Genomic DNA, 21,695 nt, shown 5'->3' with positions numbered 1-21,695 from the left:
CATTTGCCAGGTTATATTTTTTGGAAAAAGATAAGCAGTATAATATCCTTTCCGAATTAAGCTACCAATATGGCTCTTTTTGGTTTAAACCTAATAAAGGCAATAGCAACACCTTTAACGTAGCCGCAGGATCAGTTATTTATTTTAACAGCAGTGTAGGTTTAGAGTTTTTGGTAGGTTATTACAGCACCAAAGAAACAATAAGATTTAGCGAAAATAATACTGTTTCAAAACAAAATGGAATGCAAGTGAGCATCGGTTTTCAAATTCATCTACAGAAATAAATTTTAATTTACCCCAACTGGCTTAAGTGTTCGCTTTTCAGCGGTCACTTAAATCCAAAATAAAAACCGAAGACTTAGTCTGGAAATACAACACAAGTGAAGCCATAAAATAGAGGTGTTGAAATTGCTCTACTTTGAAAAATAATACAGAAAGACATTTCGGTCTGGAGACCTCGGTTTCAAGAAAGGTTTAAGTGGTCTTTCAGAACACTTAAACCAGAGGGGGGGCAATATCAAGGTCAACGGTTTCTTTTGCTTTGGAGGTAGTCTTTTGAGAAATCGCACTCAAAAAAGCCATAACTGCTTGATTTTTAAAAACCTTTACTTAATTTAGATTACACAACTTAAAGCTCTATCCTCTCGTTTCCGCTCCGCAACCCTCCCAAATATCTGGAAATTCCAATTATAGATAATTGCACTAAATATGAATACCTCAAGATGTTCGCCAACATTCGGAACTTAATTCAACATTCAAATTAATAATTATGAAAAACTTTATTTTAAAACCTTTAATTCTTCTGTTATTATCCACTCTTGGAGTTACTCAAAGCTGTCAAAAAACTGAAGAAACTACTGAATTACAAAAATGTAATTTAACAGCTAAAGAAATTTTAACTGTAGAAGACAAACTCGCTAGCTTAATTTACACTGACAAGCTTAGTAGTTTAAATATACATACTGACGGTTATTTTATAGTAGACCATAATTTAAGTCAGACCTATCTTCCGTTAAGGGTATGTAATTTCCCAACAACGAAATACCCATCTCTTAAAATAGGAGAAAGTATGAAAGTTAGTTTTAGTGGCAGAATAGAAGTATTACCCGAAACTGTGGACGCTTTCTCTACAAATATAGAACTTACTAAAATCACAAAAATTGAATAAGAAAAATTTAGAATAAACAATTCCTAAAGCTCCTTCTCCATCACATAATCATTCATATAGAAACCGTTGCCAATATCTAGGTCAACGGTTTCTTTAATTTTGAAGCCAGCTTTTTCGTAGAAATCTTTGGCTTTATTATTCCTATTTACGTTAAGCTGTAAAAACTCACCACCTTGCGATTTTACGAGGCTTACTACTTCGTTCATCAAGATTTTACCCACACCCTTACCGTGCATTTTTGGCAGCACATATAATTTATGTAGCTTGAAAGTTTTGGTCTCTAAATTAACGGCGGAAAATCCAGCAAAACCCACATCTTCATTTAGTTCAGATGCAATAATGAAATGATGTCCTTGTAACATTTGACCAAGCAATTCGCCTTTGTTGTACATCTTTTCCAGCATGAACGTAATCTGCTCCTGCGAAATAATATCGCCATAGGCAGTTGGCCAAGTTTGCTCGGCTATTGCTCTAATAATCGGTAAATCTTCTTCGTTAGCTTTTCTTAGGTAAATCATCTTTATAATTTTCAGTTGCCAGTTTTCAGTTAACCGATTAACCAGTTCAAACAATTAACCCAAAACTTCTCCAATAAACAGATACGGTGCTTGAAAACGGAACGACACCAAACCATCTTCTACTACTACAAATTCACGTTCATCTTGCTGCATCAAATTGTCTGCTTCAAAATAAGCGATGATATCAATTAAGAATACCGTGCCTGCAGGTTTCCAAACACTAAAACCGTCTTTAATAGCATAATGCTTAGCCTCATCTGTAAAGAGCACCAAGTTGATATCTGGCAAATAACAGGTCAAATCATCAAAGCTGTTGATTTTACTAATTACATTTACCGCTGGATATTTCTCTTTCACCAAAAACTCCATCGCATCAGCTATACCATCTTTTTGCATCGGTATCATCCGGATATTCTCTTGAAGTTCTACGCCTGCTTCGAGATTACCAATGACAATATCGACCTTAACATCTAAAGAAACCACCTTTTCATACTGACTAGCAAGTACAATTAAAGTAGGGCTCCATTCTAAAAGCTGACCCAAATATTCTTCGTTAAAATCTCCAAATTCGTGGATATATAAAGCTGGCTCCTGCTTCTCTTTTACAATATGATGTGACGACATGGCTTCTAAGTTAAAGGTAAAAAGTGAAAAGTAAAAAGTTCAGTTAGCAATTTACAGTTAACCGATTAAACAGTTCAAACGATTAACCTATTACCACAATTTCACAATCGAACAATTAATTTATATCTTAGATTAATGAGCAAGAGTAAATTCGATTTATCAAAGGAAAGCGGCCCACATTTGCGCCTGCTTAGTTTAGTTGGCAATTGGGATGGTCGTACACGTACATGGTTTGAGAAAGATGTACTGGCAGATGAATCACCAACCAGCAGTAAAATCATTGCCCTGCTTAATAAACGCTTTATCCGCTACGAATATAGGGGTATAATTAACGGGAAATCTCATGAAGGCTTAATGGTTTGGGGCTTCGATTTAGGCAATGGAAAATGCGTTTGCAGTTGGATAGATAGCTTTCACATGGGTACCGGCATCATGTTCTCTGAAGGACATGAAACCAGCAAAGGTTTTTCGGTAACCGGACAATATAGCAATAGCGAAATGCCCGAACCTTGGGGTTGGCGCACAGAACTGGAAATCCTTAATTCGGATCAGTTTATTCTACGTGCTTACAATATATCGCCAACTGGCGAAGAAGCTAAAGCAATTGAAACGATTAACTTGAGGATAGATCTGTAGTCAGTTTGCAGTTGGCAGTTCTCAGTTTGCAGTAATCAGTTAACCGATTAACCAGTTTAAACAATTAACCAATTTAAATAATTAACCAGTTAACCAAATTTTTACTATTTCTTCTCTACAGAGTTTTTCTGCGCCATTTGCATCGCCATCATTTGCTTCATGGTGTTGTTCATTCCATCGGTGCTACCGTCTAAGAAAATCACATTGCCTTCGCTGTATTCCGCAAATTGTTTAATGGCTTCTGTCCACATGGTGAATAGAATTACAGAAGTATCTAAATTGGCTTGCTGCATTTCATGAGCAGCATTGGTCATACCTTTTGCTACTTCCTCTCTAAATAGGGCAATACCCTGTCCACGTAGTTGTGCGGCTTCACGTTCTGCAGTAGCAGCAATTTTAATGGCATTACCATCAGCTTCTGCGCCTTTAGTTTTGGTAATTAACAAGGCCTGACCTTCGTTTTCTGCAGCAGCTTTTAAGTTATTAGAAGCCACTACCCTACTCATCGAGCGCATAATCTCTTCATCAAAAGTGATGTCATTTAACTGCAAATCTTGTAAGTGGTATCCCCAACTCTCTAATACCTGATCTATTTGATGTTTTACGTGTTCAACAATTTCATTACGTTGCGCCAATACATTTGCTTGCTTTTGAGTAGCTACATAAGCACGAATTGAACCTTCGATCGTACGAATTAACGCCTGCATCAAGTTATTCGAATCTACGAATTTGAAGGCTACGTTCTTGATGGTTTCCTCATCGTGGTTAAGTACGGAATAAAGCAACATTGCCTTAAAATACACATTAGCCTGATCTTGTGTTACCGCTTGAAAAGAAAGCTCGACCGAACGATTTTGAATAGAAATTCTAGAGTGAATTACCTCAATTAATGGAATTTTTAAGCTTAGCCCCGGGCGTAATAACCTTTGGTACTTGCCAAAAATTGTGATCACTGCAATTGTACCTTGTTTAACAGTTACGAAAGAACTGAAAAGAATAATTAGCGCAAATGCCAATACGCCGTAGCCAATGTAATCCATATCATTTGAGTTTGATACCCAATGATACTAAAAAATAATCAGCATTAGGATAAATAGAGCTTTTGTTTCTAAAAATACCCAAATCCACGGAGCTATCTGCCAATACTTATATTTATTTTTATATAAACTTAACTTATGAAATATCTCCTCACCTATGTTTTAACTTTTTCGTGTTTAATTGCTAATGCACAGTTTTATCATTACCCATTTCCGCCTACAAAGGCAGATTATGTCAGAAATACTACAGCTCAAGCAAAAATATGTCACGAATATATGATCGCCTTTAACGGAAAAACACTAAATAGGGTACTCGAATACGGAGCTCAAGGACTACCTGTAGCACTATACGAAAAAGGCATAAATGCTACTGGCGATAGCGTTACGATTGCAGAAACCAGTTATAAATATGCTAATAAAAGATTAAGTCTTGAAAACGTGAACAATCACCTAAGTGAAGAAAATTACAAAGTGAGTTACACTTACAACGACAATGGCAGATTGCTTAAAAAATCGATTATAGAAATAGACCCCAGCACTTATACCTACGTTTACAACAAGCTTGGAAAAGTGATAAAAGCCAACATTAAAGTAAGAGTGCCCGATGAAAATGGTAAACCGATTGATGTGCCTCGTGGCTGGTACGATTATACTTACAACACTAAAGGGCAACTAGCGCAAGAAACACATTACTCGCAAGAGAAGGAAAAACAATTTGTTACCAACTGGCAGTACAATAGCAAAGGCCAAATCGTAAAAATTACAGGCTTTGCTCGTGGAGAGCTGGTTTACGAAGAACTGTTGGAGTACGGAAGTAATCAACTGCTGAGTAAACGAACTGAAATTAAGCCGCAAGAAGCAACAACCGTTTACCTATACGAATATTGTACAAACTGCAAACAAAGTTGGATGAAATAGCAGAAAACCTCATGCCAAAATTTCAACATCGCACATTTTACCTTTATGAAAGACAATTCTTCGAAAAAGCGGAGTAAAGAAGAACACCGGCAATATTTACAACGTAAAAAGCAACAGGAAAAAGTAGCACAAAAAGAGCTGAAAGACGAAATTTGGACGCTACATAGAAAAGCGCTTAGTGTTAAGCCAGGAGATATTATTTTTAATGCGGAACAGGATTTGCTTAAAATCTGGGGAGTTAGTATCCTCTGCTTTTCAATAATCATATTTACTGTTTATATGCTTAGTCTAATGAACAATCAAGAATTGATTAGCGAGTTCGGCTCAGTTTTAAAAGGTAGGTTATTTCAAATTGGAATGACAATATTTTCTAGCCTAATGTTCTTATCCATTTGTTATTTTCTACATAACAGATACGTGCTCACCATCACACTACTCGCAGATAATGCATTGCAAATAAAAACTTGGGGGTTATTTGGCTACAAAAAAGCAATTTATCCTAATGAGGCTTGGATTACACCACCTATATATCACGAAGGTAAAACTCAACTCGCCAACACCCCGTCAGTGTATGCGCCTTACCAAAGCATTAAACCTTACGGAAAAAAGAAGTTAATCATTAGTGAATTTGGAAATTTCCCGTTCGGAACTAGGGTTTTAGATGATATTTTGAACCCATCTTAAAATTGGGCAGGTGGCGTTCGAAACAAAATTTTACCTAACGTGTTATTAGTTGAATTAATTAATAATCATGAATGTAAAACGGACTTTTGGAACCATATTAACCATACTAGGTATTATAGGTTTAATCTACGCAGGTTGGGGTTTTGTAAATCATAACGTAGGCAACCGAGAACTCATTGTAGTCGGTATCATCGGGTTGATTTTCTTTATGTCGGGAATTGGATTAGTGAAGAACACCAAAGATGTAGCTTAAGAGCCAGATCTCTTCTTCTGTCGGATAATGAAAATTTGCCCAAAACCCACAATTAAACAAGCTACAATAATGAGCAATAAGGACCTAAACTGTGTTTGATCTTGATATAGCTTATATGCAGCTCCAATAACTATCGTAAAAGCTGCTATAGCAATTATGTAATGTATGGCTAATTTATTCTTCATTTAAGGATATTCTATTGTTCTCAAATTTTAACCCATGACCTTTAAAATCAACATCGGTTAATGATTTGATTTTTTGGAACGCAGCCTGAGTTTTGTCTACAGTTAATCTATTAATTTTATCCTGTTTTACAGAAACAACATCTGCATAAAGAAAATCGCCTTTGGAATTTAATTTGATTTGAAGTAGCGGAGCAATGCCATTAGGTCCTTTCAAACTGAACATGCCGTAAGTGCAGAAATTACCTAAACTGTAGGCTATAAATTTGTTCTTGTAAACTTCAACTGCTCTAGTTACATGCGGCCCGTGTCCTAAAACCACATCAGCACCAGCATCTATCACTCCATGAGAAAAAGCGTAGACATTACCACGATTTTCTTTGTAGAAGATTTCAGTTTTACGAGTTACATGCTCAAACCTTGCCCCTTCGCCGCCACCATGAAAAGATACAATTACAATATCCGCCTGTTCTTTTAATTTCTTAACCAATAATTTAGCGCTGTCAATTTTCCTAATATCAACGGTGTTCTCGTTGGGCGCAAAAGCTACAAAAGCATATTTTACACTGTCTATCGCAAATAAATCAAAAGGTTTGTCCAACTGTCCAGCATAGCTGATTTGCAAGGAATCTAAAATCTTAGCTGTGTTTTTTCGACCACGATTGTTGAAATCGCCAACGTGGTTATTGGCTACACTTAGCACATTAAATCCAGCTTTCTTAAATATACCAGCGTAGCGATCTGGCATTCGGAAGGCATAGCAATTGTTTGGATTAATGCCTTTGCACTTTGAAGAGTTTCCCGAATTTAGAAAACATCCTTCTAGATTGCCAAATACAACATCACCTTTTAAAAAAGTATCTACTTCCTTGAAACTGTCTATCGCATCATCTGGTGGCAAGTTCAATTTGCTTGGAAAAGCAGAGCCTAGCATGATATCGCCTACGGCAACAACACTAATGGTATCTTTCAGTTTTCTAACCGTTGGTGTATCGGCTTTAGTTACTTGCTTACTTTCAATTGGTTTGTTCTGACAGCTCAACATCAAATACATTACCACTACTCCAACAAGCAATCCAAAAATTTTCTTCATCATATTCCAAAAAAAATCCTCCCCAAAATGGAGAGGATAAATTTAATATCTTAAAATCGCAATTCCGATTATTCTACAATTCCGCCTTCACCTGGCTCAATAATTCTACCACCTTTATAAAAATAGCGGTTATAGTATGGCTCGTTCAAGTTACTAATTACAACACCTCTAGAGCTAGATGCGTGTGCAAAACGATTTTCACCTAAATAAACACCAACGTGAGAAATACTGCGGCTTTTAATTTTGAAGAAAACCAAATCGCCTTCTTTTAGCTCATCTTTAGACAATGGATTTACCATGCTAAAAATATCACGAGAGTTACGGAGAATATTTGTGTTAAAAACTTTATCGTAAATGGCTTTCGTAAATGCAGAGCAATCAATACCTCTTTTTGTGTTGCCACCAAAACGGTAAGGAGTACCAATCCATTCGTAAATAAACTTATATAATTTTAGGTTTGAAGTTGCATCTACTGCAACACCCATTACTTGCGAGAAATATTGCGAAGCTAAATTGTCTGGATCTTCTACTTTAGCAGCTTCTTTGGTTTTGCTCTGGGCAAATGTTACCGAAAAAGCTGAGAGAACGATTAACGTAGAAAACAAAAACTTTTTAATCATGTTATACAATTAAGTTTGGGTAAACAACACTTACACTTAACGGTCAACCACGGGGGCTTATTGTTAGCGCCACAAAATTAAAGCTTCACATTGTTTTATCCAAACTTAAAATGTTAAAAATTTTAAGTTATTAACATTTTGCGTATTCAGCCCACCGTTAACATTCCATTTTTTTAACATTTTTACGATTAAAAATATTCGTGCAAGCATCGAAGTTAAAAATTAGGCTAAAACAATTTAACACAAAATTAAATTTCTGTTTTGAAAGCCTTTGAGTTTTTGCAAATCAACACAAAACGAATAGCGTAAAATTTACCATTTTTAAAAACGGTATAAAAAGCAGTACAACAGCAAGTTTAATTAGTGCTTCATGATGTTTTTACATTAGTAGATATACAAAAATCCAAGAAAATAAATTAGATTTGCTCTCGTAAATAAAAATTTATCATCAAAACATGAGTGCAGTAGAAATTAATAAAGATACCTATTTGAAGTGGTTTGAATCGATGTTGCTGATGCGCAAGTTCGAAGAAAAAACTGGTCAACTTTACGGTCAACAAAAAATCAGAGGTTTTTGCCATTTATACATTGGTCAAGAGGCCGTAGTTGCGGGCGCTATCTCAGCAATGCAAAAAGGCGATTCAATGATTACTTCATATAGAGATCACGCTCATGGTTTAGCTTTAGGAATGAGTGCGAATAGCATCATGGCCGAAATGTACGGTAAAGTAACAGGCTGTTCTAAAGGTAAAGGTGGTTCAATGCACATTTTCAGCAAAGAGCACGATTTTTACGGTGGTCACGGTATTGTAGGTGGTCAAATGCCCCTAGGTGCTGGTATCGCCTTCGCAGAGAAATATAAAGGTACTAACAACGTAAATATCTGCTACATGGGCGATGGCGCTGTTCGTCAGGGAGCTTTAAACGAGTCATTCAACATGGCAATGTTGTGGAAACTTCCAGTAGTTTTTGTTTGTGAGAACAACGGTTATGCAATGGGTACTTCGGTAGAGCGTACTACTAACATGATGGACATCTACAAAATTGGTTTAGGTTTTGATATGCCATGTGCACCAGTTGATGGTATGGATCCAGTTGCTGTACACAACGCAATGGACGAAGCGATTCAACGTGCTCGTGCTGGCGAAGGACCAACTTTCTTAGAAATGAGAACTTACCGCTACAGAGGTCACTCAATGTCAGATCCAGCTAAATATCGTACTAAAGAGGAGTTGGAAGAGTACAAAGCAAAAGATCCAATTGAGCAAGTAAGAGAGGTTATCCTTAAAGAAAAATATGCTGATGAGGCTTGGATTACCGAAATTGAAGAAAAGGTAAAAGGTATTGTTGATGAGTCAGTGAAATTTGCTGAAGAGTCTCCTTGGCCACAACCAGAAGAGTTGTTTGACGATATCTACGTTGACAAGAACTATCCTTATCAACAAGTTTAATTTTTAAGACAAGCATTCAAATAAAGATATATAGATGGCTGAAGTAATTAAGATGCCTAAAATGAGCGACACCATGACCGAAGGGGTTTTGGCGAAGTGGCACAAAAAGGTAGGCGATAAAATTAAAAGTGGCGATGTTTTAGCAGAAGTTGAAACAGACAAAGCAACTATGGACATGGATTCATATTGGGATGGCACTTTATTATATATTGGCGTAGAAGAAGGTCAAGCGGTTCCAATTGATGCTGTAATGGCAGTGGTTGGTAAAGAAGGCGAAGATTACAAAGCTGCGTTAGAAGCTGAAACTGGTGGCGCTGCAAAAGCAGAAGCACCTAAAGCAGAAGAGAAAAAAGAAGAAAAATCAGAAGCAGCTCCGGCTCAAGGTGGTGGTTTAAGCGAGGCAGAACTTTCTGCTAAAGGAATTACGGTAATCCGTATGCCTTTGTTAAGCGATACCATGACTGAAGGCGTAATTGCTGAATGGCATAAAAAAGTAGGTGATAAAGTTAAAGATGACGACATTTTAGCTGACGTAGAAACTGATAAAGCGACTATGGAAGTTATGGGTTATGCAACTGGAACTTTATTACACGTTGGTGTACAAAAAGGCGAAGCTGCTAAAGTAAACGGCATTATTGCTATCGTTGGTCCAGAAGGAACTGACGTAAGTGCAATTTTAGCTGGTGGCGATGCTCCTGCTGCTGCAAAATCAGAAAGCAAGGAAGAGCCTAAAGCAGAAAGCAAAACTGCTGATGCACCAAAAGAAGAAGAAAAAGCGCAAGTTGTTTCTAACTCGAACGGTGGTCGTATCATTGCATCGCCTTTGGCTAAGAAAATTGCAAAAGATAAAGGAATTGATTTAGCACAAGTTGCTGGTAGTGCAGAAGGTGGTCGTATCATTAAGAAAGATATCGAGAACTTTAAACCTTCGGCTGCTCCTGCTAAAGCTGAGGCTCCTGCTGCTTCATCTGAAAAAGCTGCAGCTGCTCCAGTAATCCCAACTTATGTTGGCGAAGAAAAATATACTGAGAAACCAGTTTCGCAAATGCGTAAAGTAATTGCAAAACGTTTGGGCGAAAGTTTATTTACAGCTCCACATTTCTACTTAACCATTAGTATTGATATGGATAACGCAATGGCGGCTCGTACGCAAATCAACACTGTTGCGCCTGTAAAAGTGTCTTTCAACGATATCGTGATTAAAGCGGTTGCTGTAGCATTGAAAAAACACCCAGCTGTTAATTCATCATGGGGTGGCGATAAAATCCGTTTCAACGAGCATACTAACATTGGTGTAGCTATGGCTGTTGAAGATGGTTTATTGGTTCCTGTAGTGCGTTTTGCTGATGGCAAATCTTTATCTCATATTTCTGCAGAGGTTAAAGAGTACGGTGCTAAAGCAAAAGCTAAGAAATTACAGCCATCAGATTGGGAAGGTTCAACTTTTACCGTATCTAACTTAGGTATGTTCGGTATCGATGAGTTTACGTCAATCATCAACTCTCCAGACGGAGCTATCTTATCTGTAGGTGCTATCCAAGCAGTTCCTGTAGTTAAAAATGGTGCCGTAGTTCCTGGAAACGTAATGAAATTAACTTTAGGTTGCGACCACCGTGTAGTAGACGGCGCAACTGGTGCAGCTTTCTTACAAACGTTAAAGCAATTGTTAGAAGCTCCGGTTACGTTATTAGCATAGTAATAAAAAACTGTCATCCTCGCCTGTCCCGTAGCAACGGGAAGCTTGTCGCAGGATAAACAAATACAAAGGCTTCCAAAATTTGGAAGCCTTTTTTATATCACATCACAATGAGTTCAGAGTTAATTTTCAGTTTACTTTCATCCATTGCCTTAATCGGGCTGGGCTTCTATTTTAAATATGCCCACGAAAAAGAAGTAGAAACCAAAGAAATGGTTAATGGTTATTTCAAAAAACATTGGTACATATTTGTAGCAATTGGCATCATCTGTTTAGCTTTCGATATCTATAAAATTTTCTTAAAATAATTAGAAAAGCAAGGGCTAGTACTACTATTTACGTTAGTCCCGCTTTCCGTTAAAATCTTTTTGTTTTAGTCAACCTGTCATTCCGAGGAACGAGGAATCTATTTCTTTGGTGCTCTAACTCGGAGATCCTTCGCTATGCTCAGGATGACACCAACAAAAAGTATTTCCACTTCAATCGGGTTTAGTACACCCAAACCTGTTCATGATACTTTAGCGTCTCGCTAAAAACCCCCTTTCAACCGTCCACTGCCATTGCCAATAGCGAACGTCAATCCCCAGTGCCAGCCAAAATCAAAAAAAATAGCACAACAGTTAAAGCAGCAATACCAAGCCTTAAACGAAGTGGTTTTGTGCTCATTTAGCACAAATTTTCAAGAAGCACTCTCCAAACAAAACGAAGCGCTCCTTTTTTTTGATGAGCTAAGGTATGTGAAGAGGCACATAGAGGGATTGACAAGCATTTTTGCAACTTTTGATGCTTCAAAAGTTAAAAACACTACATATAAAAAAAGCTCCCGAAAAACGGAAGCTTTTTTAAACATATAATGTCAATTATTAACTACCCTACAGGAGTTAAATACTGCGTAAACGCATAACCTTCTTCACCATCATCTGTACGTACTAACCACCACTGTGCACTACTTTGACTTACCAAAGTAATCACTTCGCCATGTGCAGCTTTACCTACAATTGGCTGGTCTGTCCCCGGACCTTTACGGATATTCAAATTAGAACTTTCCGTAGTTACCTGTACTTTCGTTACCGCCGCACTGGTAGATACATTAACGTTTAAAATTAAATCGCCTGTAGCAAAATTCGGGTCAATATGTCCAAAAATATCCCAAAGTTGGTCTTTTACAGCACCACTTGGAGCAGTACCATCAATATGTAAAACACCGCCTTGCTCAACAACCTTTAAATCGTTAATTCCAGCAGCTAAGGCTGCATCAGTTAATTGTTTGTATTTATCTTGTAATGCCATTTTATTCTTTCAAAAAATCAATTATTTAACAATTAAACCTGTTCTTTCCACCTTTGCTGGTTTCAAAGCCATGTATGCTTGTGTAAAAGCTACGTTTTTTGCTTTCGAAATTTCTCCCGTCAAAGTAATTACACCATCCTTAACAGCATACTTCACTGTAGAAAGGTCTTTGGTTAAATCACGTAAGCCTGCAGAAATAGCTTCGTCTGCCGCGTTAATTACTGGAACACTAGTAGCTGCCGCTGCAACGGTGATATTATCCGTTACAGATTTCACGCCTTTAATTCCTTTTACCAAAGCTTCGGCTGCTGCCTTATCTGCCTCATTTTTTATTTCTCCGCTAAGCGTGGCAACGCCATCCTTAACATCTACTACCACGCCTGCAAGTGCAGCATTAGCAGCAATACTTTTTTCAACGGCAGCCTTTACGTCTGCATCTTTAGGTTTGCAACTCACCACAGCTATAGAAGCCGAAAGCATCATTGCAAACAAAAACTTGTTCATTTTCATAATTAGATAAATTGATATTGTTTTAAAAACTTAATTAACATTAAATCTACCTAAATATTGTACACGTTAATCTTCATTTAGCCGATTAAACACATAGGCTCTAATTATTTTTAATTGCTAAATAAACCTGCTTTTTTGAAACTTGGCGGGCGCTGCGCTATTACGCTTTAATCTTTTTTGTACTTTTGCGGCTATGTCAGTAACTAAGCCGAGTTTACCAAAAGGAACAAGAGATTTTTCGCCAGTAGAAATGGTGAAACGCAACTATATTTATGATACTATTAAAACGGTTTTCAAGAAATATGGCTACGCAGAAATACAAACACCAAGTATGGAAAATCTGCAAACCTTAACTGGCAAATACGGCGATGAAGGCGATAAATTGATCTTCAAAATCCTTAATTCTGGAGATTATTTAGCTAAAGTTGATGAGCAATTACTAGCTTCTAAAAACTCAAATGCTACTATTTCAAAAATTTCAGAAAAAGCCCTTCGTTACGATTTAACAGTACCTTTTGCTCGTTACGTAGTAATGCACCAAAGTGAAATTGCTTTTCCTTTTAAGCGTTTTCAAGTACAACCGGTTTGGCGTGCAGATAGACCACAAAAAGGTCGTTACCGTGAGTTTTACCAATGTGATGCTGATGTAGTTGGTTCTTCTTCCCTATTAAACGAAGCAGAGTTTGTACTGATTTATCACGAAGCCTTAACAAACTTAGGTTTAAAAGACTTCGATATAAAAATTAACAACCGCAAAATATTAAGCGGAATTGCCGAAATAATTGGCAAACCTGAGTTAATTGTTGATATGACTGTTGCTATCGATAAGCTAGATAAAATTGGCTTAGATGGTGTAAGTAAGGAGCTTTTGGAGCGTGGTTTTACCGAAGCAGATATCGAAAAACTTAAACCAGTAATTTTGTTGGAAGGTTCTAACGTTGAAAAACTAGCAAGTCTAAAATCTGTTTTAGCAACTTCACAAACTGGCTTAAAAGGCATCGAAGAAATTGAAACTGTTTTCAACTATGTTTCCAAACTGACAACTCAAAACTCAAAACTGACAACTGTTATCGAACTTGATATTACCCTAGCCCGTGGTTTAAACTACTATACCGGTTGTATTTTCGAAGTTAAAACTAACGAAGTTGCTATGGGCAGCATCGGCGGCGGCGGTCGTTACGATGACTTGACCAGCATGTTCGGCTTAAAAGATTTAACTGGCGTGGGTATTTCTTTCGGAGCTGATCGTATTTACGATGTTTTGGAAGAACTGAACCTCTTCCCTACTTCGGCACAACAAGGCACAAAGGTATTAATTAGCAATTTCGATGAAGCTGCAGAATTATACGCTTTGCCGTTGCTACAACAGTTAAGAGAAGCTAACATTGCAAGTGAACTTTATCCAGCATCAGCGAAGCTTAAAAAGCAAATGAGCTATGCGGATGCTAAAAACATTCCTTTTGTAGTTTTAATTGGCGAAGAAGAAATGCAAAGTGGGCAGCTTACGCTTAAAGATATGGCAAGTGGCGAGCAGCAGAAATTAACTTCAGCGGAGATTGTTGATAAGCTGAAGTAGGAGCATCTTCCGTCCTTTCGACCTTAGTGGAGAACTAAAAGAAAGCGCAGCTAAATCTTTGAACTTTATCAATCTTAACTGTACTATTTGTTTAGAAGATTGGCGAAGTTGATGTAGGTTTTGCATTCCAAACCCGATTGAAGTGGAAATACTTTTGCTTGAGATTGCTCCGTTTCTCGCAATGACGATCACGGCAAAAGATTACAACGGAAAGCGGGGCTTGCGCAACCAAAGAACCACCGCAACTGCTTTTCAAAAACCTTAAACTCTAGACCTTTTACTTTACAACCCAGATCCTTCTAAAAACTTTTTCACTCCAACTATTTGGTATTTAAAGTTTTCTCCCTATCTTTGCAGTCCCTAAAAAACTGGGGAATTATATATTTTTTAACAAATTAAATAAAAGCAAGTGAATACGTTAAGTTACAAAACTGTCTCTGCGAATGCTAAAACCGTTAACAAACAATGGGTTGTAGTTGATGCTGAAGGAGAGATTTTGGGGCGCTTGTCTTCTAAAATCGCAATGATTATTAGAGGTAAGAACAAGCCTGAGTATACCCCACACGTAGACTGCGGTGATAACGTTATTGTTATTAATGCAGACAAAATTAAGTTAACCGGAAACAAGTTAGCTGACAAGACTTATGTTCGTTACACTGGATATCCAGGTGGTCAACGCTTCATTTCTCCGAAAGAGTTATTGGAAAAACACCCACAACGTGTTGTTGAGAAAGCAGTACGTGGTATGCTTCCTAAAACCAAATTAGGCAAAAAATTATACACTAATTTATTTGTTTATGCTGGTTCAGAGCATCCTCATGCGGCACAATCGCCAAAAACTATTAAACTTTAATTAAACGAGAAAAGAAATGTCAACAACAAATACTTCTGGTAGAAGAAAAACAGCGGTTGCTCGTATCTATTTACAAGACGGCAACGGCGCTATTACCGTGAACGGTAAAGATTATAAAGTATATTTCCCAACCCTACCTTTACAATATATCGTTAACCAATCTTTCGAAGTTGCGGAAGTTGCTGGTAAATATGATGTTAAAGTAAACGTAGCTGGTGGTGGTGTTAAAGGACAAGCTGAGGCTGTTCGTTTAGCAATTGCTAAAGCTATTGTTGAATTAGATGCTGATAAAAAATCTGCTTTACGTGCTAAGGGCTTAGTAACCCGTGATATGCGTATGGTTGAGCGTAAGAAACCAGGACGTGCGAAAGCTCGTAAGAGATTCCAATTCAGTAAACGTTAATCTTAAGGAGACAATACAATGGCAAGAACAACATATCAAGACTTATTGGATGCAGGTGTACACTTTGGCCACCTTACCCGCAAATGGAATCCAAAAATGGCTCCTTACATTTTCATGGAGCGTAATGGTATCCACATTATAGATTTAAACAAAACTTTAGCTAAAACTGAAGAAGCTGCTTCGGCGATTAAACAAATCGTAAAATCTGGTCGTAAGATCTTATTTGTAGCTACTAAGAAACAAGCTAAAGAAATTGTAGCAGAACAAGCTAAAAAAGTAAACATGCCTTTCGTAACCGAGCGTTGGTTAGGCGGTATGTTAACTAACTTCGCTACTGTACGTAAGTCAATCAAGAAGATGGCTAACATCGACAAGATGACTAAAGATGGTACTTATGCTATTCTTTCTAAGAAAGAGCGTTTGATGATCCAACGTGAGCGTATCAAATTAGAAAACCTTTTAGGTGGTATTGCTGATTTGAACCGTTTACCTGCGGCTATCTTCTTAATTGACGTGAAGAAAGAGCACATCGCTGTTGCTGAGGCTTTGAAATTAAACATTCCAACTTTTGCAATGGTTGATACGAACTCTGATCCTTCTAACATCGATTTCCCTATTCCAGCTAATGATGATGCTACAAAATCAATCTCTTTGATTACTGACATTATTGTTAAAGCTATTGAAGAAGGTTTAGATGAGCGCAAGCGTGAGAAAGATGACGAAGCTGAAAAAGAAGCTGTAGCTGCTAAAGCTGCTGCTGACGCTCCTGAGGCGCCTGCTAAAAAAGCTAAGAAAGAAGCTGTTGAAGCAGAAACTTCATCAGAAGATAACACAGAAGCTTAATAAAAATTATAGTTTTGAGTTGTAGGTTTCGTGTGATGGGATTAGTCCCGCAAGCGATAACTTACAACTCTTAACATTTAAAAAAACTTATAAAATTTTTAAAGATGTCTACAGTACAAATTTCTGCGGCAGATGTAAACAAATTACGTCAACAAACAGGTGCCGGCATGATGGATTGCAAAAAAGCATTAATCGAAGCAAACGGCGATTTCGAAGCTGCAGTTGATTTATTGCGTAAAAAAGGTCAAAAAGTATCGGCTGCCCGTTCTGGTAACGCTACTTCTGAAGGTCTTGTATCAATCGCTGTTTCAGCAGATGGCACTAATGGTAAATTAGTTGCTTTAGCTTGTGAAACTGAACCAGTATCTAAAGTTGAAGATTTCCGTAACCTAGCTCAAGCTGTTTTAGCTGCGGCAGTTGCTAACAACCCTGCTACTGCTGAAGAATTATCAGCAATTGCTTTAGAAGATGGTCGTACAGTTGCTGAAACTATCACTGAGTTAACTGGTAAAATTGGCGAGAAAATCGTTATCCAAGAGTACGCAAATATTACAGGTGAGAAAATTGTTTCTTACATTCACTCTAACGGTAAAATGGGTGTTTTAGTAGTATTTGAAGGTGCTAACGGTGCAGATATTACTGATGCTGGTAAAGATGTTGCAATGCAAATTGCTGCTATGAACCCAGTTGCTGTTGATAAAGATGGTGTTGATCCAGCTACTATTGAGCGTGAAATCGAAATTGCTAAAGACGTGATTCGTCAAGAAGGCAAACCAGAAGAAATGGTTGAGAAAATTGCTGCTGGTAAATTGAACAAATTCTACAAAGACAGTACTTTGTTAAACCAAGAGTTTGTTAAAGACGGTTCTATGGACGTTCGTAAATTCTTAGACAACACTGCTAAAGGATTAACTGTAACGGCTTTCAAACGTGTACAATTAGGTGCTTAATTAGCCCTTTTCAAATATTAAAAAAGTCTCGATTTATCGGGACTTTTTGTTTTACAGGGTATTCGTTATCGACAAGTGGAGAGATATCTTCTCACGCATTATTAAAAATCAATCTCCTTTTTATACGAGCATTCGCCCAGCTTTTGTTCAAATCTCATTTTGTGATCTACTTGTCATCCCCAGTTTAGAGGGATCTATTTGAGACGGAGGTAAACACAACAAATTCTTCGCTACGCTCAGATACGACAACTATCGGATGAGAAAATAAAACAAAAAAGTATTTACGCTACTCCCGATGGTTATTTGGGACGGGTTTGTAAAACCTCAATTATTGCCGATCCTTGTGGTTGCAAACTGCCAACCAAACTATGGCAAGTAAGATTTTAGTGCTAACATAGTTGTGTCTGATGGATAAAGTCTTAAACCTTCATCTACAATCTTTTTAACTTCCATTTTATTGTAAGCGCTATAAAATAACGACTGAGCGTAATACGAATATGCCTGTTGTTCTTTGCGATACTTACTATATTGATTGTATAATTTTTGCACCTCTTTTCCATCTTTGTGCGCCATCGCCAAATAACTTGCCATCCGGTAATAGTAAAAATGTCTAGGCTTAGCATAAGCTGCCTTTTTACCATACTTGTAGGCGCTATCTAATTTCTTTTCTTGTAAGTAAATATTACACTTTAAATAATCTCCATAAGCTAAATATGGCATTTGGTGATGTACGCTATCCAATAATTTAATTGCTTCATCGTATCTTTTTTCCCTTTCTAAATACTTAGCTTTCTTATAACCCATTGTTTCAGAGTTTTCTCCAATATTTGGAAAATTGGGCAACATTTTATCAACCTCACTAAATTTATATTTAGGCATCGCATCGGGAATATTGTCAATAGCTGCCAAATCATTATCTACTTTGTATTGCGCTTGCGAAGACTTGAAAACCATTGCATGTACATACGTACTGCCTGCAGACATCAAAATTGCCGTTAAACAGCCCCATTTAATAAACCTTTTATTTGTTCCGTTATTGGTAATTTCTTTACCAGCCAACCAACTACTAAGCACTATTGCCAATGCTAAGGCAAACAAAACTTGAATATTAGGTCGCTCTGCTGGGAAGTTAAAAAAGGCGTCGATAAAATAACCGCACATTGCAATAAACGCAATTATTGCAATCATTTTTCTATCTAATGATTGTTTAGAAAGTAAAATTTTTATAGTTATAAATAGGCCTACTACGAATATAGAAAAGTAAACGAGGGTATTAGGTATACCGGTTTCGCCAGCAATTTCAATAAAATCATTATGAGGATGCTTAGAGAACACATTATCGTCTAATAATGTATTTGTGTATAAAGGTGTGTAGAGTTTCCAATTGCCGTATCCCACACCTATAAAAGGATTTTTCTCAATTAGTGCAGCAGATTTTTTCCAATAAGCTAATCTGATGTTAGATTCGGCCGTATTTTGCTCAGTTAGCGTACCTAACCTTGAACCAAGGGTACCAAATTCAGTAGTCGTGTTCTCAGTAGCCTTCCTTAAGCTGTTTTGACTCACAAAAAAAGCAAATAACAACGAAGCAATAATGAAAGAACCTGTTGTTAAATATCTTTTTAACAGTTTTTCTTTCCAATACATATATCCAATAACTGTTAATGCAATGGTAAGTTCTATAATTAAGCTTATAAAAGCAGCTCTTGCATTTATTAAAAACACAGCAAAAAAACATAGCACTAACGCCAAAATAGCAATATATTTTAAAAATGCTTCGCGTGTAAAAACACAATAAATTATAAAGGGTAGCTTCATCATAAATGCCGCCGCAAATATATTTTTGTTTCCTGTATTACCCTTCAAGCTAGTTATCAAAGCATCAATTGGCATGCTGTTTACAGCTTTGTAAAATTGAGTTACCGCTCCAAAGCTCTGCAATAAAGTAATTATCGTTATAACTAAGGCTATATTCTTAAGCAAATGAAGCTTATGAAGTAGTAAAGTACCGATGATAAAAAATGCCAATATGGATGAGAACAATCGATTATACACCACCAAACTTTCTGTAGTATTTAGTGCCACTAAAAATGAAATACCTGCAATTGCAAAAAACAATAGATACAGAAGCGAAATACCACTTCTAAAAAACGTAGTTAATCTTGCCTGATTAAACACAACTTGGTTTTTAAAAATATATAATAGGGAAACACCATTTAAAATAGACAATAACAACCAATGCATGCCCATTTGGTCTTGGATTTGTACCTGCGGTACGCATTCTATAAGTAAGTAAAGCGTAATAATTATTGTTACTATAATGTTGCTGTAATCAATAGGTTTTTCTTGTAAATTTGGTGTTGAGTGGAGAATATTCCTTTTTGCTTTCTTGCTCATGTTATTCAAATATTCTAGGAATTTACAAATCGTTTTAATAAAACTGGATAAAATAATTCTGTTTTTATGTTTTTAAACGCTTAAAAATCATTGCCATACGAACTATGATTGCTATAACCAACAGTCGCTTTTTTAGAGGAAATAACTTAATTGTTGATCAAACTGTCTTAATTAACGACGGTAAAATAATAGATTTCACCAATGAAACTATCCCAAATGGATATGCAACTATAGATGCAAAAAAGAACTACTTATTACCAAGTTTCGTAGACTTACAAATCTATGGCGCAGCAGGTAAGTTGTTTTCCGCCGACCCATCGATCGAAAATATTCGAATAATTGAAGATCAGTTGTTGCAGGAAGGTACCACAGGTTTTCTAATTTGTTTAGCAACCAATACTCCGAAAGTTTTTAACCAATGTATTTCTGTAATTAAGGAATATCGTAAAGAAGCTAGAAATTGTTTGGGTTTGCATTTAGAAGGTCCTTTTCTTAATCCCGAAAAAAGAGGAGCGCACGTAAAAGAATATATTCGCAAAGCCAGTTTGGATGAAATAAAATCATTATTGGATTTTAGTGATGGCACGATAAAAATGATGACTTTAGCGCCAGAACTACAAGATGATGAAGTAATTCAATACTTACTAGACCATGATGTTGTGGTATCTTTAGGGCACAGCAGCGCAACTTTTGAACAAGCTACTAAAGCTTACAATCAAGGTATCCAAACTACTACACACTTATTCAATGCTATGTCGGCATTGCAACATCGTGCTCCAGGTATTCCAACGGCAGTATTCAATCATCCAACAGCAATGTCAAGTATCATTGTAGATGGTCTACACGTTGATTTTGAAGTGGTGAATGTTGCCGCTAAAGTAATGAAAGAACGTTTGTTTATCATTACTGATGCTGTTACAGAATGTAACACTGGCCCCTATCAGCACGTTGCTGTAGATGGAAAATTTGTAATGCCAGACGGGACGTTGTCAGGCTCGGCAATGACAATGCTACAATCTATTAAAAATTGTGTTACACATTGTGACATCTCTTTAGCAGATGCAATTAACATGGCAACTTACTATCCAGCAAAGCTGATCAAAAAAGAAAACGAAATAGGGCAATTAAGTGTTAACGCTGAGGCCAACTTTGTGATTTTGAATGAACAATTGAATATTGAGCAAGTATTTTTCAAAGGCGAAGAAATTAAACGCAATTAAAGCACCATCAATTAAAAAAACTTGATAATTTTGTCTTTTATGAAGTATAAACGGATCCTCCTCAAACTGAGCGGCGAATCGCTAATGGGCGAAAAGCAATATGGCATTGATAACGAAAGAGTTAAGCAATATGCTGAAGATATTAAAGCTGTACATGACCAAGGTCTGGAAATAGCGATTGTAATAGGCGGAGGAAACATATTTAGAGGTTTAAGCGCTGAAAAATCTGGGATGGACAGAGCACAAGCGGATTATATGGGCATGTTGGCTACCGTAATTAACAGCATGGCCTTGCAAGATGCCCTGGAGAAAGTTGGTTTAAAGACCCGCTTACTTTCCGCTATTAAAATGGAACAAATTTGCGAGCCTTTCGTAAGAAGAAGAGCTGTTCGTCACCTAGAAAAAGGGCGTATCGTAATTTTCGGTGCAGGCACAGGAAATCCATACTTTACTACTGATTCGGCCGCGGCATTAAGAGCTATTGAAATTAACGCCGATGTGGTATTGAAAGGAACCCGTGTAGATGGCATTTATACTGCTGATCCAGAAAAGGATCCTAATGCAACTAAATATCAAACATTATCGTTTAAAGAAGTTTATGCGAAAGACCTTAACGTAATGGATATGACAGCTTTTACGCTTTGCGAAGAAAATCATTTGCCAATTATCGTTTTCGATATGAATAAAGCCGGAAACTTCATGAAAATTGCACAAGGAGAAGAAATTGGCACTTTGGTAAAAGGCTAATTGATAAGCATTATTTTATATTTGTA

The 21,695-nt window shown here is 37.0% G+C and carries 24 protein-coding genes; 16 read left to right on the top strand and 8 right to left on the bottom strand.

Translation table 11 applies throughout. The features are described 5' to 3' along the window. Positions 1-20: 20 nt before the first annotated feature. Positions 21-284: a hypothetical protein gene (locus AC23ME_RS03345; protein WP_487726327.1), complete on the top strand. Its 264-nt coding sequence runs from the start codon at positions 21-23 to the stop codon at positions 282-284. Between the two features lie 485 nt (positions 285-769). Continuing rightward, positions 770-1,168 (top strand): hypothetical protein, encoded by a 399-nt coding sequence (locus AC23ME_RS03340; protein ID WP_487726326.1) that lies wholly within the window; start codon positions 770-772, stop codon positions 1,166-1,168. Positions 1,169-1,191: 23 nt separating this feature from the next. Here the strand turns inward: AC23ME_RS03340 and AC23ME_RS03335 are convergent, their stop codons facing one another. Beyond that, complete coding sequence (locus AC23ME_RS03335) at positions 1,192-1,686, bottom strand: N-acetyltransferase family protein (RefSeq protein WP_487726325.1); 495 nt, start codon at positions 1,684-1,686, stop codon at positions 1,192-1,194. Positions 1,687-1,740: 54 nt separating this feature from the next. Continuing rightward, entirely contained in the window at positions 1,741-2,310 is a 570-nt protein-coding gene (locus AC23ME_RS03330) for a thiamine pyrophosphokinase (RefSeq protein WP_487726324.1), read from the bottom strand. 135 nt (positions 2,311-2,445) lie between these two features. On the opposite strand from AC23ME_RS03330, the gene AC23ME_RS03325 reads away from it, so the two are divergent. Further along, positions 2,446-2,946, top strand: a complete 501-nt coding sequence (locus AC23ME_RS03325; RefSeq protein ID WP_487726323.1) for a DUF1579 family protein — start codon at positions 2,446-2,448, stop codon at positions 2,944-2,946. Positions 2,947-3,050: 104 nt separating this feature from the next. Here AC23ME_RS03325 and AC23ME_RS03320 read toward each other — a convergent pair whose 3' ends face one another. Further along, a complete protein-coding gene (locus AC23ME_RS03320) occupies positions 3,051-3,986 on the bottom strand; it encodes an SPFH domain-containing protein (protein WP_487726322.1) in 936 nt (311 codons plus the stop codon). A gap of 135 nt (positions 3,987-4,121) precedes the next feature. Here AC23ME_RS03320 and AC23ME_RS03315 point away from each other — a divergent pair, with 135 nt between their 5' ends. From AC23ME_RS03315 to AC23ME_RS03305, 3 genes are all read left to right on the top strand, one after another. Beyond that, positions 4,122-4,901: a hypothetical protein gene (locus tag AC23ME_RS03315; RefSeq protein ID WP_487726321.1), complete on the top strand. Its 780-nt coding sequence runs from the start codon at positions 4,122-4,124 to the stop codon at positions 4,899-4,901. Between the two features lie 45 nt (positions 4,902-4,946). Next, positions 4,947-5,585 carry a hypothetical protein gene (locus AC23ME_RS03310; RefSeq protein ID WP_487726320.1) on the top strand — a complete coding sequence of 213 codons (639 nt, stop codon included), beginning with the start codon at positions 4,947-4,949 and terminating at the stop codon, positions 5,583-5,585. Positions 5,586-5,652: 67 nt separating this feature from the next. Further along, entirely contained in the window at positions 5,653-5,838 is a 186-nt protein-coding gene (locus AC23ME_RS03305) for a hypothetical protein (RefSeq protein WP_308848702.1), read from the top strand. 174 nt (positions 5,839-6,012) lie between these two features. Here the strand turns inward: AC23ME_RS03305 and AC23ME_RS03300 are convergent, their stop codons facing one another. Further along, a complete protein-coding gene (locus AC23ME_RS03300) occupies positions 6,013-7,116 on the bottom strand; it encodes a CapA family protein (RefSeq protein ID WP_487726319.1) in 1,104 nt (367 codons plus the stop codon). 65 nt (positions 7,117-7,181) lie between these two features. Continuing rightward, positions 7,182-7,733 carry a C40 family peptidase gene (locus tag AC23ME_RS03295; RefSeq protein ID WP_487726318.1) on the bottom strand — a complete coding sequence of 184 codons (552 nt, stop codon included), beginning with the start codon at positions 7,731-7,733 and terminating at the stop codon, positions 7,182-7,184. Positions 7,734-8,188: 455 nt separating this feature from the next. Here AC23ME_RS03295 and pdhA point away from each other — a divergent pair, with 455 nt between their 5' ends. From pdhA to AC23ME_RS03280, 3 genes are all read left to right on the top strand, one after another. After that, entirely contained in the window at positions 8,189-9,184 is a 996-nt protein-coding gene (pdhA, locus tag AC23ME_RS03290; RefSeq protein WP_138722266.1) for a pyruvate dehydrogenase (acetyl-transferring) E1 component subunit alpha, read from the top strand. Between the two features lie 34 nt (positions 9,185-9,218). Continuing rightward, positions 9,219-10,880, top strand: coding sequence for a dihydrolipoyl dehydrogenase family protein (locus tag AC23ME_RS03285; RefSeq protein WP_487726317.1), 1,662 nt, complete (start codon positions 9,219-9,221; stop codon positions 10,878-10,880). Positions 10,881-10,990: 110 nt separating this feature from the next. Beyond that, complete coding sequence (locus AC23ME_RS03280; RefSeq protein ID WP_487726316.1) at positions 10,991-11,188, top strand: hypothetical protein; 198 nt, start codon at positions 10,991-10,993, stop codon at positions 11,186-11,188. Positions 11,189-11,747: 559 nt separating this feature from the next. Here AC23ME_RS03280 and AC23ME_RS03275 read toward each other — a convergent pair. Beyond that, positions 11,748-12,170: an SH3 domain-containing protein gene (locus AC23ME_RS03275; protein WP_487726315.1), complete on the bottom strand. Its 423-nt coding sequence runs from the start codon at positions 12,168-12,170 to the stop codon at positions 11,748-11,750. Between the two features lie 21 nt (positions 12,171-12,191). Beyond that, entirely contained in the window at positions 12,192-12,674 is a 483-nt protein-coding gene (locus AC23ME_RS03270; protein ID WP_487726314.1) for a BON domain-containing protein, read from the bottom strand. Positions 12,675-12,873: 199 nt separating this feature from the next. Between AC23ME_RS03270 and hisS the strand changes: the two genes are divergently transcribed. From hisS to tsf, 5 genes are all read left to right on the top strand, one after another. Continuing rightward, complete coding sequence (gene hisS, locus AC23ME_RS03265; RefSeq protein ID WP_487726313.1) at positions 12,874-14,256, top strand: histidine--tRNA ligase; 1,383 nt, start codon at positions 12,874-12,876, stop codon at positions 14,254-14,256. Positions 14,257-14,665: 409 nt separating this feature from the next. Then, positions 14,666-15,109 carry a 50S ribosomal protein L13 gene (gene rplM / locus AC23ME_RS03260; protein ID WP_487726312.1) on the top strand — a complete coding sequence of 148 codons (444 nt, stop codon included), beginning with the start codon at positions 14,666-14,668 and terminating at the stop codon, positions 15,107-15,109. A gap of 16 nt (positions 15,110-15,125) precedes the next feature. Further along, the gene (rpsI, locus tag AC23ME_RS03255) at positions 15,126-15,512 is read left to right on the top strand and encodes a 30S ribosomal protein S9 (RefSeq protein WP_308848713.1); all 387 of its coding nucleotides are present in this window, start codon (positions 15,126-15,128) and stop codon (positions 15,510-15,512) included. An 18-nt stretch (positions 15,513-15,530) separates the two neighbouring features. Then, positions 15,531-16,355, top strand: a complete 825-nt coding sequence (gene rpsB / locus AC23ME_RS03250) for a 30S ribosomal protein S2 (protein ID WP_308848714.1) — start codon at positions 15,531-15,533, stop codon at positions 16,353-16,355. 104 nt (positions 16,356-16,459) lie between these two features. Continuing rightward, positions 16,460-17,305 carry a translation elongation factor Ts gene (gene tsf, locus AC23ME_RS03245; RefSeq protein ID WP_487726311.1) on the top strand — a complete coding sequence of 282 codons (846 nt, stop codon included), beginning with the start codon at positions 16,460-16,462 and terminating at the stop codon, positions 17,303-17,305. Positions 17,306-17,671: 366 nt separating this feature from the next. Here tsf and AC23ME_RS03240 read toward each other — a convergent pair whose 3' ends face one another. Continuing rightward, positions 17,672-19,702, bottom strand: coding sequence for an O-antigen ligase family protein (locus tag AC23ME_RS03240; protein ID WP_487726310.1), 2,031 nt, complete (start codon positions 19,700-19,702; stop codon positions 17,672-17,674). 104 nt (positions 19,703-19,806) lie between these two features. Here AC23ME_RS03240 and nagA point away from each other — a divergent pair, with 104 nt between their 5' ends. Next, a complete protein-coding gene (gene nagA, locus AC23ME_RS03235) occupies positions 19,807-20,922 on the top strand; it encodes an N-acetylglucosamine-6-phosphate deacetylase (protein ID WP_487726309.1) in 1,116 nt (371 codons plus the stop codon). A gap of 39 nt (positions 20,923-20,961) precedes the next feature. Beyond that, positions 20,962-21,669, top strand: coding sequence for a UMP kinase (gene pyrH, locus AC23ME_RS03230; RefSeq protein ID WP_487726308.1), 708 nt, complete (start codon positions 20,962-20,964; stop codon positions 21,667-21,669). The last annotated feature ends 26 nt before the right edge of the window (positions 21,670-21,695 follow it).

It is taken from the genome of Pedobacter sp. T50_32 (assembly GCF_057652195.1).
Note: the sequence above shows the minus strand (reverse complement) of the source record. Positions and strands in the feature narration are given on the sequence as shown.